Raw genomic sequence first — 16,443 nt, 5'->3', positions numbered from 1 at the left:
TCAAAGTCCTCTTCGTGCACCACGCCGATAGGATTTCAGCGACGGCTTGCGCGGACCGCTGTCATCTTCGCCACGGCTATCCACAAAAGCAGCAAGACGCGCGATCGACGGGTATTCCAGCAGATGCCGCGCCTCGATATTCAGATCCGCATCCATCATGCGGGCCGCTATTCGGAACACAGTCAACGAGTCGGCCCCCAAGGCAAAAAGCGTCTGCGAGGTAGAGACACTTTCCATGCCCAACGCCTCTTCCCAGATCTCGGCCATCTTCGTCTCTGTCGGCGTGGCCGGTTCCGTGTACAGCGCCGTTACCGTCGCTTTCACATCCGGGTCGGGCAGTGCTTTGCGGTCCAGCTTGTCATTTCCGGTCTTGGGCAGGCTGCGCAGGAAGACCCAGGCCGCAGGCACCATGTAGTTTGGCAAACGGTCCGCCAAGGCGGTCGCCAACTGTTCAGGCTTGGGGTTATTGCCCGGTTCGGCCACCACATAGCCAACCAGTTGCGTATCCCCGCGCGGCGACGGGCGCAACGCGGCGGCGGCGGCCTGAACACCGGGCACAGCGCGCATGGCAGTTTCGATTTCGCCCAGTTCGATGCGGAACCCGCGCAGTTTGATCTGGCCGTCATTGCGGCCCAGAACCTGAATCGTTCCATCGGCCAGACGGCGCGCCAGATCGCCGGTTTTGTACAGTCGTTGGGACTGTCCGTTCAGCATCACGTCTCTGAACGCAGCTTGGGTCAGGTCATCGCGGCGGAAATACCCTTTGGCCAGCCCCGCGCCGCCGATGTTTAGCTCACCCACGGCACCGATCGGCAGAAGCGCATTGTCTGGTCCAAGGACATGCAATTGGGTGTTGGCGATCGGGTGGCCTATCGTAATCGGCTCGTCAGGGTGAACTTGCACAATCGCTGACCAGATTGTCGTTTCGGTCGGCCCGTAGACATTCCAAAGTTCAGCACCATGCGCCAAAAGTCTTTCAGCCAAATCCGATGGTAGCGGCTCTCCTCCTGCAAGCAGGGTCAGCCCCGTGCCGGGTTCCAGACCCGCCTCCAGCAGCATGGACCACAGTGTGGGAGTGGCCTGGATATGCGTTACATCCCCGCGTTTGAGGCGTTCAACCAACCGGAAACCACCCAGTACGTCTTCTTGCGATGCAATGACAACCCGCCCGCCCTGCAACAGCGGCAAGAACAGCTCCAACACCGAAATATCGAACATCGTGGTGGTCACGGACAGCATCACCGACCCTTGTTCAAAGCCCGGCTCATGCGCCATCGACGTCAGCAAATTGATGACAGCGCGGTGACCGATCTCAACCCCTTTGGGCGTTCCGGTCGATCCGGAAGTAAAGATCACATATGCGCTCGGGTCATCCTGATCTCGGATCAGAGCCGGAATGCCGCCCATCTTGATCTGATCAACCTGAAGCTCGGTCAAACCAAGGCCCTGCGCAAACTCGGGCAGTTGGTCCCGGTCGTGCAGGATGGCCGACACGTCGGCAGTCTCAAGGATCATTCGCAGCCGCGATGCGGGTTGCGCCGGATCAATGGGGACGTAGGCGTTGCCACTTTTGAGCACACCGAGCAAAGACGCCAGACACCGAACCGAGCGTTCCATTGCCACCGCGACACGCCCGCCCGAGCCGGGTACATGCGCCTGGATATCGGCGGCAATTGCATCACTCATCATATCCAGTTCGGCATATGTAAGCCGCACCACGTTATCCTCGACCGCAATGGCATCACGTTGCGCTTTCATCGTCCTAGAGATCAGCTCATGCAACGTCTGGGTTCGCGGCAGTTCTTCTTCTGTCTGATTGACTGTCTCTAACATCCAGTCGCGTTCTTCCGCGGGCTGAATTGGAATTGCTGAAACAGGCCGTGCCGTATCCGCGGCAAGCTCGGTCAGGACGGTTTCGAAATAGCCGATCCAGCGCTGAACGGTGTCTTCATCATAGACATCGGTATTGTAATCCACGTCCACACGAAGCCCGTCGCTGCGTTCGATCACATTGAAGAACAGGTCGAAATTGACGGCCGTTTTGGGATTTGGCGTCACAGTCGCCGTCAGCGGGCCCATCTCAATCGCTTCGCCCAGCCGTTCAAGATTGAACTGAATCTCCGTCAGCGGAAGACGATTCAGTGTACGTTCAATGTCCAAATCCCGCACCAGCGTTCCGTAGGTATAATCCTGATGGTCAAACGCGTTCATAACGCGATCACTGACCTGCGCCAGAAATTCGGCCGCTGATGCCGATGGGTCTTGATCTGTGCGGATGGGCAGAAAATTCACGCAATGTCCCACCATATCACTGTCATCCAGCAATGCCTGCCCGCCAGTCGGCACACCCAGAACCAGATCATGCGAACCCGTCAGACGTGCGAACACGATTTGCAACGACGCAAACAGCGTCGAAAACAATGTGCACCCCTGCGCGGCCCCCGCCCTGCGAGCGCCCTGTGCAACCTCAGCGGGGATAAATGCCGTGCAGGTGGAACCAGCAAAGGTTTTGATCGCTGGACGGGGCCGGTCGGTCGGGATTTCGGGCAACTCAACGGGTTCTGCAAATTGCGCCTGCCAATACGTCCGGGTATCGGCTGGCACCGTTTTTTCCGCCTGAGTCATCGCGTAGTCTGCAAAGGACGGCGCGGGTGGCAGATCGGCTGGCGCGCCTGTAACCTCTTGTGCATAAAACGCAGCCAGATCCGAGGTCAGCACGTTGTAGGACCAGCCATCACAGACGATATGATGCGCATTGATCACCAGCACGTGCACGTCCGGCGCTGTGCGAGCTAGGAAGGCGCGCAGCGGCGGTCCGGCAATCAAATCTATCTCTGTCGCCGCATCCTGCTGCAATAGCGCGTCCAGCGCATCGCCGGGGTCAGCCTGCGCAGTAAGGTCATGAGATCCCAGCTGCAGTTCGTATGGCGCGAGGATATCAAACGTCTCGCCAGATTTGGCAAAGACCATGCGCAAACCATCGTGCCGCTCGATCACCTTGTTCAAAGCACGCTGAAGCGCCTCTACATCCAGCGGGCCTTTGAGATGCAAGGACACGCTTTCGTTAAAGCTGCACGAGGCCCGCGCGCCGAGCTGGCTGGTCATCCACACTTCGCGCTGCGCTTCGGTCAATGGAATGGCATGTGTTGGCGTCTCCGGGATCGGCTCTGGATCTGCCGGAGCCACTTGGCCTTCACCAATAAGAATCCCCACGGACCTGAGCGTATCGATACAGGTTTCAAACGCCGCCACAACGGCTGCAAAATCCTGATCCGAGTGGGCGGTGGTGAAGATGCAGGGATACCCAATCTGCACGTGGATACCCGCCATTCGCATCAGCGGGAAGAACAGCGCCGCGTTAGGATCATAGTCCATAAGGTTCGGGACGAACCAGCTGGAGTAGCTCTCTAGCAGTCGCGGCAAACCACGGGCTTCAAGAATGTCATTCATCTGGCCAACGGCCTTGGCCGTACGCTCAGCGGTGCCCTCCCACAGGTCGGTTCCGTGCTCTTCGATATGGGCCAATGTTGCATCAACCGCTGCCACTACCAGTGGGTGGCGCACAAAGGTTCCTGCAAAAAAGGTCGGAGACGCCTCGGGCACCGAGTCATCGCCGTAGTGCCACATGCCACCGTCCAGCGCATCCATGAACCGGTTGGTTCCGGCCAGCATGCCAATGGGCATGCCACCACCGATCACCTTGCCATAAGTCGCCAAGTCGGCATCGATGTCCCAAACGCCCTGCATCCCGCGCGGGCCGACACGGAAACCGGTGACAACTTCGTCGAACACCAAAGCGACATCACCCGCGCGGGTGATCTCACGCAGTTCCCGCACAAAATCCTGTGGTCGCAGGTTCGGGTGGCGGCTTTGCACAGGCTCAACGATGACCGCAGCGATGTAGTCGATGTTCTCCCTAATCCACGCAGCGCTTTCGTCCGCGCCATAGGGCAGCACGACCATGTTGGACAGGCTTGATCGCGGAATGCCCGGCGCAATCGGCAAGGCCGCCGGATTATCGCCACCCCGAGTTTTGCCTTTAACCAGCACTTCGTCGAACTGGCCGTGATAGTCGTTCCCAAACACGACAATCCGTTCCCGACCGGTGACCGCGCGGGCCAGTCGCATGGCGGCCATCACCGCCTCGGACCCGGTGTTGCAGAACGTTGCCCTGTCGTGACCTACAAGCCGAGCGAACCGTTCGGCAACCGGACCAGCAAGATCACTTTGCGGTCCAATGGCAAAGCCGCGTTCCATCTGCTTGCTGACGGCCTCAACGATGAAATCCGGTGAATGCCCAAAGGCCGTCTGCCCATATCCATTGACCAGGTCGATGAACTCATTCCCATCAATATCCCAGAGGCGGGAACCTTTTGAACGATCACAGACAACAGGGAAAACCAGTTCTTTCCACTCAGCCCGGAACCCGGCAGCGGTGCGGGGGTCTGCCATAACGTGCCGGTAGGTCTGGACGTAGTCTTTGGATTTGGCATGCCGTGCGCTGTATCGGGCCGACAGATCCTTTGCGAACGCCAATTGTTCCGCCGTCAAATCCCCACCGGACGCATTGGTTGCCCGGCCAATGGAGAACCCGTTTTTCACCTTCGGCTCTGACGACTCTTTAGCCGGGGCTTGAGGCGCTGGCGTGGGATCGACCATTGGGGCATTCGAGACTGCGGGCTGCGCACCGGACAGAACCTGAAGCTGTTTTTCAAAAAGCGTCTGCATCGCTGCCACCTGAGCCTGCAGAACCGAGGCGACCGAGCCATCAGTCGACGTCGGGACATTTGCCGCTGCAATTGGTGGCGTCTGAGGAATTGCCGCAGCCGAAGCGGCTTGAGGGGCGGGTTCTGGTGCAACCACCGGTTCAGGCGGCAAGGCCTCATCCAGATAGGCGACCAAAGCCGCGGTCGTTGGATAGTTGGACAGCAATTGGCGGAACGTCAGATCGACCCCATAGTCAGCGTTCAGACGTTGGGTGACTTGACCAAGAAAGAGTGAATCAAATCCAAGCTCCAGGAACGTGGCCCCGGCATCGTCGGGCCTCAGATCTTCGCCTGAGACATCACTCAGAACAGCCAGAATCTCGGTGGTCAGACGCGGTTTGCGTTCGACCGGTTCTGCGGGTGTAGGTGCAGGCATTGGTATTATCTCATTGGCACTGGAAACAGGGTTTGTGGCAAATGCAGGTTCAGCATCCGTGATGGACTGCGCGCCCGCATCAGAGCGCTCAGGTGCATCCACCCAATGCAATTTGCGTTGGAACGGATAGGTCGGCAGTGGCACGCGCCTGTTGCCGCGAGGGCCCAGTTTGGCCCAATCGACGGCCACGCCGCTGCTCCACAATCGCCCCATTGCGGTGGCCATCGCCACCTCATCCGTCTGGGCGCGCGTGTGGTCCGGCAGAGATTGCACAATCGCAACCGATGCGTCACGGGGCAGTGTTTGTGTGCTGAAAGCCGAAAGCGTGTTACCAGCACCGACCTCGAGCAAGGCGATGGGATCATCTGTCACAAGTTTGGAAACCGCTTCACCAAAGTTGACCGCGGCGCGCGCCTGTTTGGCCCAATAGGCAGGATTAGTGCACTCATCCTCAGTCACCCAGTTCCCGGTCACACAGCTGACATAGGGAATTTCCGTGGGCTTCAGGGGCGTTTTCGCAATTTCAGCCTCTAGCGCGCTGCAAACCGGGTCCATCATGCGCGAATGGAAAGCATGGGACGTATGCAATCGCGTGACTGGAATGTCAGCGGCCTTGAGCCGTTCTTCCATCGCGGCAATGGCGTCAAAGTCACCGGCCAGCACATTCAGACGCGGCGCATTGCGCGCAGCAACGTCAACACTGCCATCCAGATGGCCCTCAAGCACTTCAATCGGCGCACGCACTGACAGCATTGCGCCCTCAGGCTGATCCTGCATCAATTGCCCGCGTTTTGAGATGATCGACAGGCCGGTTTCAAAATCCATGACCCCGCCGAGGGCGGCCGCCGTAAACTCGCCCACCGAATGCCCGATCATGGCCGCCGGGGTCACGCCGCGCGTCATCCAAAGACGTGCGCAGGCATATTGGGTCAGGAATAGCGCTGGTTGCGTCAACCGCGTTTCTCGCAAAGCTCGGGCCAGATCTTGGTCGCTGGGGTCGCCAAAGCACAGCATGGTCTTGACGTCCAACCCAAGCACGGGGCGCAGGATTTCCGCGCCCTGATCGATCCAGCGGGCAAACTCTGGCTCTGAACGATAAAGGCCACTGCCCATTCCGGGATACTGAGACCCCTGCCCCGGGAACATGAACGCCACCGCCGGATCACCCTGCATGGCGGGTTTACGAACAGCCGGAGCCGCGCGCAGGGTTTTGGCAACCTCGGCCTTGTCCGTTCCGGCAACGGCCTGGCGAAAATCGAACTCTGCCCGACCGTCCTGCAACGTAAAGGCCACGTCTGCCAGTTCAGACGCATTGGATTGCTCCAACGCGTCGGCCAATTGGTCCTGCATCTCGGCCAACGCTTCTGGCGTCTTGGCGGACAGAACAATGGCCTGAACCGATTTGAGAGGGGCGTCACACGGCGTATCCGGTGCCTCTTCCATCACCAGATGCACATTGGTCCCACCAACCCCGAACGAGCTGACACCTGCCCGCAACGGACCGTCGGACACCCAGTTCGAACCGGTATTCGGAACCCTGAACCCCGAGCCATCCAACTCAATTCGTGGGTTCAAGCTGTCAAAGTTGGCCACGGGTGGGATTGATCTGTGGGTCAGCATCAGCGCGGTTTTTATCACGCCAACGACCCCGGCGGCCGCATCCAGATGGCCGATATTGCCCTTGACCGATCCAAGCGCACAGCCGCCATCGGGCGACACATCCCCAAAGGCCTGCCGCAATCCCTTGATCTCAATCGGATCACCCAGCGGAGTCGCCGTTCCGTGGCACTCCACATAAGAAACTGTGTCCGCGGAAACCCTCGCGTCCTCATGCGCACGGCGAATGGCATCTGCCTGCCCCACAACCGTGGGCGCGGTGTACGAGATCTTTTCGGCCCCGTCGTTGTTGATGCCGCAGCCGCGGATCACCGCATGGATGTGATCACCGTCCGCAATGGCATCCTTCAGCCGCCGCAACGCCACGACACCAGCGCCGTGCCCAAAGACCGTACCACTGGCTTGCGTATCAAACGGGCGGCACGTGCCGTCATCCGAGGCAAGCCCGCCCTCTTGCGTGATGTACCCACGGTTCTGCGGGAAGGTGATCGACACCCCTCCGGCAAGGGCCATGTCGCATTGGCCTGACCGCAGCGCCGTTATTGCCTGAGATATCGCGGTCAACGAACTGGAACAGGCCGTCAGAACCGTCATCGCCGGACCTTTGAGGTCCAGTTTGTAGGACACACGGGTGGCCAGACAATCGCTAAGATTGCCCGTCATTTCCGAGAATTTTCCGGTTTGGTAATTCGAAGTAAACGCATCCGAGGTTTTGCGGTCCCCCAGAACATTGTGGATCAGGTATGTGTTCATCGAACACCCGGCATAGACCCCGACAGTCCCCTGCATGCGCCACGGATCATGCCCACTGTCTTCCAGCGCGTTATAGCAAATCTCCATGAAGACGCGTGCCTGAGGGTCGGTCACGGCGGCCTCACGGGCGTGCATGCCAAAGAACTTGGCATCGAACATGCCCGCATCCGGCAGGCCGGGGCGCACGGGGACATAGCTGTCCTTGGACCGGTCCGCCTCGGAAAACCCGTCCTCAAGCTCTTCTGACGTGAATGGACGGATCAAGTTGTCGCCGTTCTGGATGTGCTGCCAGAATGTTTCCAACGAGTCCGCACCCGGAAGCTTGGCCGCCATTCCAACGATGGCGATTGCACCTTCGGGCAGATCAGGCTGAGTTGCAGTTTCCTCAACTGCCGCCGGTCTGCGCACTTCTAATGAGGTTTCCACCGGTGCGTCGACTGCCAGTTCGGCAATGGCTTGCGACAATGGTCCCAGTCGCGGTGTTTCGAACACAAGGCTTATGTCAAAGATCAGTCCCAGCCGTTTCATAACCTCGGCATGCGCGCTGATAAGTTGCAACGATGTGCCGCCTGCTTCGAAGAAGGTTGCGGTTTTGTCTAGCGGTCCACAACCCAGATGCTCATCATAGACTTTGGACAGAACTCCAAAAACCTCGGCGGCACTTCGTTTCTTTCGCTTCGAACGGAAGACCACTACAGTATCGGGAGTGCTGTCGCTTTCAGGTGCCTCAACGCTGCGCACCAGCGCCTTGCGGTCAATCTTGCTGTTCACGGTTAGGGGAAAATCGGCCAAAACGCGGTTCACCCGCGGCAGGCATCCCTCCGGCAGTACCTTGCCCAGTTCGGCCATAACATCACGGATAAAAACTCGGTGATCCGTCGGCATTTCGCCCGCGGGTTTCAGGAAGGCCGCGATCCGTTTTTCCCCTGTTTTGGCGACAACCAGCGCAACCGCCGCGTCGACCAACATTGGGATTTCGCGCAGATAATGTTCGATTTCATCGAGTTCGATCCGGCGGCCGCCGATCTTGACTTGCCGGTCGACCCGCCCAAGAAACTCGTAAACGCCGTCCTCGCGACAGCGAGCCAGATCGCCCGTCAGGTAAACCTGACCGCTATGACCTTGTCGCGGATCCGGGATAAAGGACTCGGCCGTGCGATCAGGTTTGTTGAGATACTCCGAGGCGACCCCCGGCCCTGCCGCAACCAGTTGCCCGACCGTTCCGATCGGAAGTTCGTTGTAGTTTTCGTCGACAACAAAGCACTCACAATGACCCGTTGGCAGACCGATCGGAATGGACCCTCCTTTCAGATCGTCGGCCGTCACCAGATGCATCGTCGTGAAAACCGAGTTCTCAGTCGGTCCGTACCCGTTGACGACCTCTATATCGGGATATGCTTCCATCAACCGACGCACATGGGATGGGGACAGAACATCGCCGCCGGCTCCGAACTGACGTAAGCCTTTCAGCGCCCCAAGGTGGTGTTCGATCATCAGATGCGACAAACCGGTATAGAAATAGGCTACATTGACATCGTACCGGACAATCGTTTCGGCCAAAGCGTCCAACACGGGCTTTGGCTCGGTCACGACTGCCACGGACCCGCCGTTCAGCAATGGCACCCAGATTTCCCAGGTCGAGACATCGCAGGCTATGGTCGAGTTCGCCAACGAGATGTCCCCCGGCTTCATCTGACCTGTCGGTTGGTCGTATCCCAGACGCGATATGGCCTTGTGGGGCAGAACCACGCCTTTTGGCTGTCCTGTCGACCCCGAGGTGTACATGATGTAACAGGCATCTTCCCCGGTTCGCACAGGAAATACCTGCGGGGTTGCGACATCGTTCTTCAAAACGTCCGATATTTTAAGCTGTGGAATTGTGGTCCCCGCCAGATCGGTCGCAAGGTCCCCATATGGATCTTCCCACAAGATAGCCGAAGGTTTTGAATCCCCGACTACATACCCCAACTGTTTGGAATCGTAGGCCGGGTCCAGAGGCACATAGGTGCCGCCCGCTCGCATGATGCCGCACATGGTCAGGATCGCTTCGGGCGTTCGGTCAGTGATCATGACCACGTTGTCGCCGGGTACGACACCCCGATTGATCAGATGCGCGGCGATCCTGTCTGCGGCACGCACCATTTCTGCGTAGGTGTATTGCCGACCATCGCCCATCAGGGCGACCGTCTCAGGCACAATTTCACAAACGCGCAGAAAGCTCTGATAAAGGTCCAGCTTGGGATCGAAATCTAATGTACCAAGTGCACGGACGGCAGAACCACTTAACATAACAACCCCTCACACCGTCCAAAGGGGCGATTGCAGCACATGGCGTAAATTCAATGCAGCCAGACCAAGTGCTCTACGATATTTGCTGCACACCCCCCCAGGCGAAATACGTCGTCAAAAACAATAAAAGACTGTGTTAACCGTATGCGATGCTTGGGTGCCTGTCGACTCTTGGCTGAGTTAGAACACACCAAGACCGCGCCTTGCGGTTAATTGGCCAAAAAACGGACGGTCACCCCTTTGAAAAACAGGGGATTTTCACGATGCCCAAACAATGTGCTCGCTGAATTCGGCGCCACCAATTGAAATAATTTGTTTCCGCATTAGGGACAATTGTTGCTTTCAGGTTTACTTCACCACCCCATCAACAACCGTTGGCAGAGCCCCTAAATCGACTCGACGCCAGACGCGAACCTATCTGCCCAGACTCAGGATTATCTCAATATCCCGCCGACTGAGCTCACCGATCAGGTCCTTTTCCACGTCCAAAAGGTTCGCCCCACTTTGAATATGGCGTTCCAGCTGCGCTGCGACCTCACTGGTGGACTGGTAATACAACTCGCCACGGGTTCGGCTCAGTTCTATGACAAGCCGTTCCAACAGCTCTTTTTGCTTTTCCGCGACCAGATCTTTTCTTTTGTCCTCAAGCATTTTTGCCACCGCACTAGACATCGCCCACACGGTATACATAGCCTTTGATCGACCTTAGGCGAGCGTTCCGTGCGGCTTTGCAGCACCGCGCACCGGAAATCCCAAAGATCTGCACTATTGTTAGGTCATTGTTTCAGAGCCGCATGTGAGAGGACACCATGTCAATATCCGTGCCGACAGAGGCAGAACTGGTCGCGATGCTGCAAGAGGATGAACGCAGGATGAGCGTTGTCATCACCAACCCCGCACGCACCGACAACCCGATGATTTATGTCAGCGAAGAATTCGAAACGCACACCGGATACACGCCCGAGGAGTCTCTGGGTCGAAACTGCCGTTTTTTACAGGGGCCAGATACTGATCCGCAGGCAATTCAGGCCATTCGCGCGGCGCTGGCCGCAAAGACTGTTTTTTCGATCGACATCCTGAACTACCGAAAATCCGGGGACCCATTCATGAACCGCCTGCGCATTCGGCCTCTGTTCGATGAACAAGGCAAACTGTCTTACTACGTGGGTGCTCAAAACCCACTTTGATCAGTGCCGATCAGAAACGTTTGGCAAAGCCACGACTGGCCGAATTCGCGGTCAGACCTAGGTTCATCCTGACAACGGAAACTTCCCAATTGGAAGCCTATGCAGGTCGTCTGGTTCAAAAGAGATCTCCGCACGCAGGACAACGCGGCCTTAGCGCATGCCGCGCAATGCGGACCCGTGCTGCCCTTGTATATTGTTGAGCCAGAGCTTTGGCAGCAACCGGATATGTCTGCCCGGCATTGGCAGTTTGTGTCTGAAACGCTGATTGAACTGCGTCAGGATCTGGCCTATCTTGGCCAGCCCTTGGTGATCCGTCTAGGTGAAGCTGTCGAAATCCTGGCCGAGCTGCGGCAGGCCGGACACCTCACGGCTCTTTGGTCCCATGAAGAGACGGGAAATGGCTGGACCTATCAGCGCGATCAGCGGGTCGCGACGTGGTGCCAAGCCAATGGCATCTCATGGCACGAGTTTCAAAACCACGGGGTTATTCGGCGCATGTCCACGCGTAACGGTTGGGCGCAGCGCTGGGACAAGTTCATGGCACAACCTGCCGCGCTTAAACCCACGCTTGATGCTTTGGACTTGGGGTTGGGGCGGCTGCCGACTGTCACTGATCTGGGGCTAGAGAACGACCTGTGCACGGATCGTCAGACTGGTGGGCGCTCCGCCGGGGTAGCTTTTTTGGAAACCTTTCTGAATCAACGCGGTGAGCATTATCAGCGGGCAATGTCCTCTCCGTTCGAGGGCGCAACTGCGTGCTCGCGCGTATCGCCCTATCTGGCATGGGGGGCGCTTTCGATGAGAGAGGTCTCTCAAGCAACCGAGCTTCGACGACGAAACCTGAGCGCGGGACAAAGCAACTGGCGCAAGTCACTCCGGTCCTTCACCGGTCGGCTGCACTGGCATTGCCACTTCATCCAAAAGCTGGAGGACGACCCGCGGATCGAGTTTGAAAACATGCACCGGATGTATGACGGGCTGCGCCCGGAACAGCCGGATAGCATCCGGCTGACGGCGTGGTCCAGCGGCCAGACAGGCTATCCGTTTCTGGATGCGTGCATGCGATCGCTTCATGCCACCGGCTGGCTGAACTTCAGGATGCGCGCCATGGTGATGTCGACGGCCAGCTATCACCTTTGGCTGGACTGGCGCGCGCCCGGTCTGGTTTTGGCGCGTTTGTTCACCGACTACGAGCCCGGCATCCATTGGAGCCAGGTCCAAATGCAGTCGGGCACCACGGGGATCAACGCGGTGCGTATCTATAACCCCGTAAAGCAAGGCAAGGATCAGGACCCAACTGGTGCGTTCACACGCCGTTGGGTACCCGAGCTTGCGGACATCGCCGATCCTTTCATGCAAGAGCCGTGGGCTGCACCCAATGCCAGCGACGTGATCGGCAAACGCTATCCCGAGCGCGTGTTTGACCATCTTGAGGCCGCAAAACATGCGCGCGCGCAGATTTGGGCTGTTCGTCGCAGTCCTGAGTTCCGGTCCGAAGCGGCGAACATCCAGTCGAAACATGGCAGCCGCAAACGTCGGTCACGCAAACCGAACAAAACCGTGCAATCGGCGCAACTCTCGCTACCGTTGGAGGGCTGAAAACTGCGTATGAGAAAGAAATCCGAGTTACCCACCAAGATCTGCGCTGCTTGTGGACGCCCGTTCAGTTGGCGCAAAAAATGGGAAAAGGTCTGGGACGAGGTTCGCTATTGCTCGGACCGGTGCAGGCGCGCGCTATGAATACCCCTTCCCTGCCCGGCCTTGAACCGGTCCCGCAGCCCGTGGAGTGGGCTCCGACCCGAGCGGCAGGTCTCGCGCGCCTCAGCCAGTTTGCGCCGCAAACGGGGCGCGCTTACGCGACCAAACGCAATTATGATTTTGGGCCGGGAAACCGCGGCAACATTTCGGCCTTATCGCCCTGGATCAGGCACCGTCTGGTGACGGAACAAGAGGTGCTGACAGCGGCGTTGGCGCGGCACAGCCCCGCGGCCTGCGAGAAATTCCTGCAAGAGGTCTTTTGGCGCGGCTACTTTAAAGGCTGGTTGGAACAGCATCCCAGCGTATGGACCGCCTATCTGAGTGGGTTGGACAATGCTCGCCACTCCGTTGGCCAAGATTACCAGGATGCCCTAGCGGGTCGAACAGGGATTGATTGCTTTGACGCTTGGACCCATGAGTTGCGGGAAACCGGGTATCTGCACAATCACACGCGCATGTGGTTTGCCTCGATCTGGATCTTTACTCTGCGCCTGCCTTGGCAATTGGGTGCCGAATTCTTTTTACACCATCTGCTGGATGGAGATCCCGCCTCAAACACTCTCAGTTGGCGTTGGGTCGCCGGGCTGCATACCAAGGGCAAGACCTATCTGGCCCGGCCAGACAACATCGCCAAATACACAAATGGTCGATTTCAGCCCACAGGGCTGGCCTCTGTGGCCGAACCATTAACCGAGCCCCAGGACCATCCGCTGAGGTCTATCCCCGCATCAGTCGCTCCACCAGAGGGGCCATACTTGCTGCTGCTCACCGCCGAAGACCTGTGCGGCGCGGCACTGATGCCGCATGCCCCGGACGGTGCGTTAGGTTTGCTGTCGCCCAGCGGCGGCTTTCTGGCGACTGACTTCGCTGCCAGCGGCTTAGAATTTGCCTTGGATGACTGGGGGCAAAAGCCAATCACCAGCGACAATTGGGGCCAGCCGCTGGTCGAGGCGGCTGCACGAACCGGTGTCCGCAGGATTGTAACCCCATATGCGCCGATTGGGCTGGTCCGCTCGCATTTGGACGCCGCAGAGCCTGTTTTGATGTCCGAGGGTATCGAGCTCATTCGCGTCAGGCGGGCCTATGACAATCTGGTTTGGCCCCATGCAACACGCGGCTTCTTTGGATTGAAGAAACAAATCCCAAGGCTGTTGCGGGATCTTGGTCTCACGGGCTAAAGCCGCGCCAGCACCTTTTGGGCACTGTCCAGATAGTCCTGCTGTTTGCCCTCGGTCATCCGATCCCAGGTCCGATAGGAATGCCCAAGACGCGGATTGCCGCGTAACTGGTCCGCGTTACGCACCATAAAGTCCCAATATAGCGGGTTGAACGGACAGGCATCCTCGCCCGTCTTTTGCTTCACGTCGTACCGACACGCCGCGCAATGATCGGACATCTTGTTGATGTAGCTCCCACTGGCTGCATAGGGCTTGGACCCCAACAAACCGCCATCGGCAAACTGGCTCATGCCGATCACATTTGGCGCTTCGACCCATTCGTAAGCGTCTGCGTAGACCGCCAGATACCACTCGTGCACCTCGACCGGGTCGATCCCGGCCAACAAGGCAAAGTTGCCGGTGACCATCAACCGTTGGATGTGATGCGCATAAGCCTCGTCGCGTGTCTGGGTGATGGCTGCTGCCATGCAGGCCATGTCCGTATCTGCGGTCCAATAGAAAGCAGGCAGCGGACGTTTTGCTCCAAGGTAATTCTCCTGAATGTAGCCCGGCATCCGCAGCCAATAGATACCGCGCACAAATTCGCGCCAGCCGATGATCTGGCGAATATACCCCTCGACCGCGTTCAGCGGCGCGTCACCATCATAGTAAGCTCGTTCAACGCGCCGACAAATCTCAAGCGGCGACAACAGGCCCGCATTCAGGTACTGAGCCAGGACCGAGTGGTACAGAAATGGCTCATCGCTCAGCATCGCGTCCTGATAATCACCAAACTGGGGCAGCGCGACATCAACAAAATGGTCCAGCGCGGCCAACGCGCCCTGTCGCGTCACGGCGAACCAGAATGGGGTCAGGGTCCCGAAGTGATCCGCGAATTTCGCTTCGACAAGGGTCAGAACCTCTTGGGTGATTTCGTCCGGTTCGGTCTCCAAAGGTCGCGGCATGAAAAGATCGGATTTGGGGGGCTTTCGGTTTTCAGCGTCAAAGTTCCACCGCCCGCCTTCTGGTGTGTCCCCGGACATCAAAAGCCCGGTTTTGCGGCGCATCTCGCGGTAGAAATATTCCATCCGCAACTGCTTTCGACCTTCCGCCCATTGCCGAAACTCATGATGGCTGGCGATAAACCGGTCATCGGGAAGCACGTGCAAACCCTCGCAACCCGAAAACGCCTGCGCCAATCGGTACTCGCCGGGTTCTGTCACAACAGCACGAGAGATGTTTAGGTCGTGTTTGGCGCGCTCGATTTCGCCAGTCAGACTGTGCGTGTTGGCGGGATCGTCCAGCCGCACATACCTGACCTGCCACCCGGCCGCTTCAAGCTGGGCCGCGAAATGGCGCATGGCCGAGAAAACAAACGCGATCTTTTTCTTGTGATGGCGCACATACTGCGCCTCATCCATCACTTCGGCCATCAGAACCATGTCGAGATCTGCAGACCCGGCGCGCAGAGCGGCACTGTCTGTTGAAAGCTGATCGCCCAGCACAACGATCAATGCGGGTTGTCTATTCGGGTCAGAGGTCATGCCATGTAGGGTAGGTCCCGCTACTCCAAATCCAAGCCGTCCGCCGAATTGATTTCACGACAAAAATGCAGACTCAGAGTTCTGTTCAATGATCTCCTGAACCAGCGGGTTTGGAAACCGGCGACGCAGAGTGATGGCATAGAAACTTTCCTTGATGCGCGGATGTTCCTTGGCCTCTTTCAACCGGCCAGAGTTCAACTCATCCGTCACAACGATGGGTGCCACCAGCGCCAGCCCGATGTCCTCGCGCGCCAAAAGGCGCATCATGGCCATATCGTCCACTTCGGCCGCGATTTGAGGACGTACGGAATAGCGGCTTGCCATGGCATCAAACGCTGTGCGCACACTGCTGTCTGTCGTCGGCAGGATGAAGGGCTGCTCGGCCAGCAACTCTTGGATCGGCAGGTCGGTTTCCAGGCGTTTTGGGGTGCCGACAATGCTGACGTCCTGCTCACCAATATGGTGCGTCTCATAGGGCGTCAGGCTGTCATCCGGCGGCGGACGGTTCATCAGAACCAGATCAAGGTTCAGGGCCTCCAGGCCCTCCAACAACTCGGTCGGACTGCCAGAGCGCAGGATCACTTCGACATCCAGACGGGACAAAATCGGCCTTAGAAACCCAATCTGAAAATTGCGCGACAGCGTTGCCAAGGCTCCGACCCGCAGGGCTTTGCGGGTTTGCATAGTGCCGGTCAGGGTGGCCACAAGTTCTTGACCTGTCGAGAAAATCGCGTCCGCATGGTCCAGCGCAATGCGCCCTGCCTCGGTCAGGTGCAACTGACGGCCGCGTCGTTCGAACAGCGGGTGACCCAACCGTTCCTCCAGCTGTTTGATCTGAACCGACAGCGCGGACTGGGACAGATTCAACCGCTGCGCAGTGCGCGTCAGGTTTCCGTCATGCGCGACGGCCCAGAAATACCTCAGATGATGATAGTTGAGCGGCATTCATTCTATTTAGTAGAACTATAAGCCACAAACAATGAATTTTTATTGGCA

General features: G+C 58.1%; 8 protein-coding genes. 4 read left to right on the top strand and 4 right to left on the bottom strand.

Annotated elements, in window-relative coordinates; genetic code table 11:
- Together J7416_RS12810 and J7416_RS12805 are read right to left on the bottom strand one after the other, a co-directional pair.
- Positions 1-9,801, bottom strand: coding sequence for a non-ribosomal peptide synthetase/type I polyketide synthase (locus J7416_RS12810; protein WP_209225154.1), 9,801 nt, complete (start codon positions 9,799-9,801; stop codon positions 1-3).
- Positions 9,802-10,215: 414 nt separating this feature from the next.
- Positions 10,216-10,452, bottom strand: coding sequence for a hypothetical protein (locus J7416_RS12805; RefSeq protein WP_209225153.1), 237 nt, complete (start codon positions 10,450-10,452; stop codon positions 10,216-10,218).
- A gap of 158 nt (positions 10,453-10,610) precedes the next feature.
- On the opposite strand from J7416_RS12805, the gene J7416_RS12800 reads away from it, so the two are divergent.
- The 4 genes from J7416_RS12800 to J7416_RS12785 all read left to right on the top strand — a co-directional run bounded on the left by J7416_RS12800 (position 10,611) and on the right by J7416_RS12785 (position 13,924).
- Positions 10,611-10,988 carry a PAS domain-containing protein gene (locus tag J7416_RS12800; protein ID WP_209225152.1) on the top strand — a complete coding sequence of 126 codons (378 nt, stop codon included), beginning with the start codon at positions 10,611-10,613 and terminating at the stop codon, positions 10,986-10,988.
- Between the two features lie 99 nt (positions 10,989-11,087).
- Positions 11,088-12,587 (top strand): deoxyribodipyrimidine photo-lyase, encoded by a 1,500-nt coding sequence (locus J7416_RS12795; RefSeq protein WP_209225151.1) that lies wholly within the window; start codon positions 11,088-11,090, stop codon positions 12,585-12,587.
- Positions 12,588-12,596: 9 nt separating this feature from the next.
- Positions 12,597-12,728 carry a DUF2256 domain-containing protein gene (locus J7416_RS12790; RefSeq protein WP_209225150.1) on the top strand — a complete coding sequence of 44 codons (132 nt, stop codon included), beginning with the start codon at positions 12,597-12,599 and terminating at the stop codon, positions 12,726-12,728.
- Positions 12,725-13,924: an FAD-binding domain-containing protein gene (locus J7416_RS12785; RefSeq protein WP_209225149.1), complete on the top strand. Its 1,200-nt coding sequence runs from the start codon at positions 12,725-12,727 to the stop codon at positions 13,922-13,924. The genes J7416_RS12790 and J7416_RS12785 overlap by 4 nt, the downstream gene beginning before the upstream one ends.
- Here J7416_RS12785 and J7416_RS12780 read toward each other — a convergent pair.
- A complete protein-coding gene (locus J7416_RS12780; protein WP_209225148.1) occupies positions 13,921-15,447 on the bottom strand; it encodes a cryptochrome/photolyase family protein in 1,527 nt (508 codons plus the stop codon). The genes J7416_RS12785 and J7416_RS12780 overlap by 4 nt on opposite strands.
- Positions 15,448-15,501: 54 nt before the next feature.
- A complete protein-coding gene (locus tag J7416_RS12775; RefSeq protein ID WP_209225147.1) occupies positions 15,502-16,392 on the bottom strand; it encodes a LysR family transcriptional regulator in 891 nt (296 codons plus the stop codon).
- Positions 16,393-16,443 lie beyond the last annotated feature (51 nt).

This window comes from Ruegeria sp. R14_0 (genome assembly GCF_017743975.1).
In the GTDB taxonomy this organism is placed as follows: domain Bacteria; phylum Pseudomonadota; class Alphaproteobacteria; order Rhodobacterales; family Rhodobacteraceae; genus Ruegeria.
This window is presented reverse-complemented; position numbering and strand designations above follow the sequence as displayed.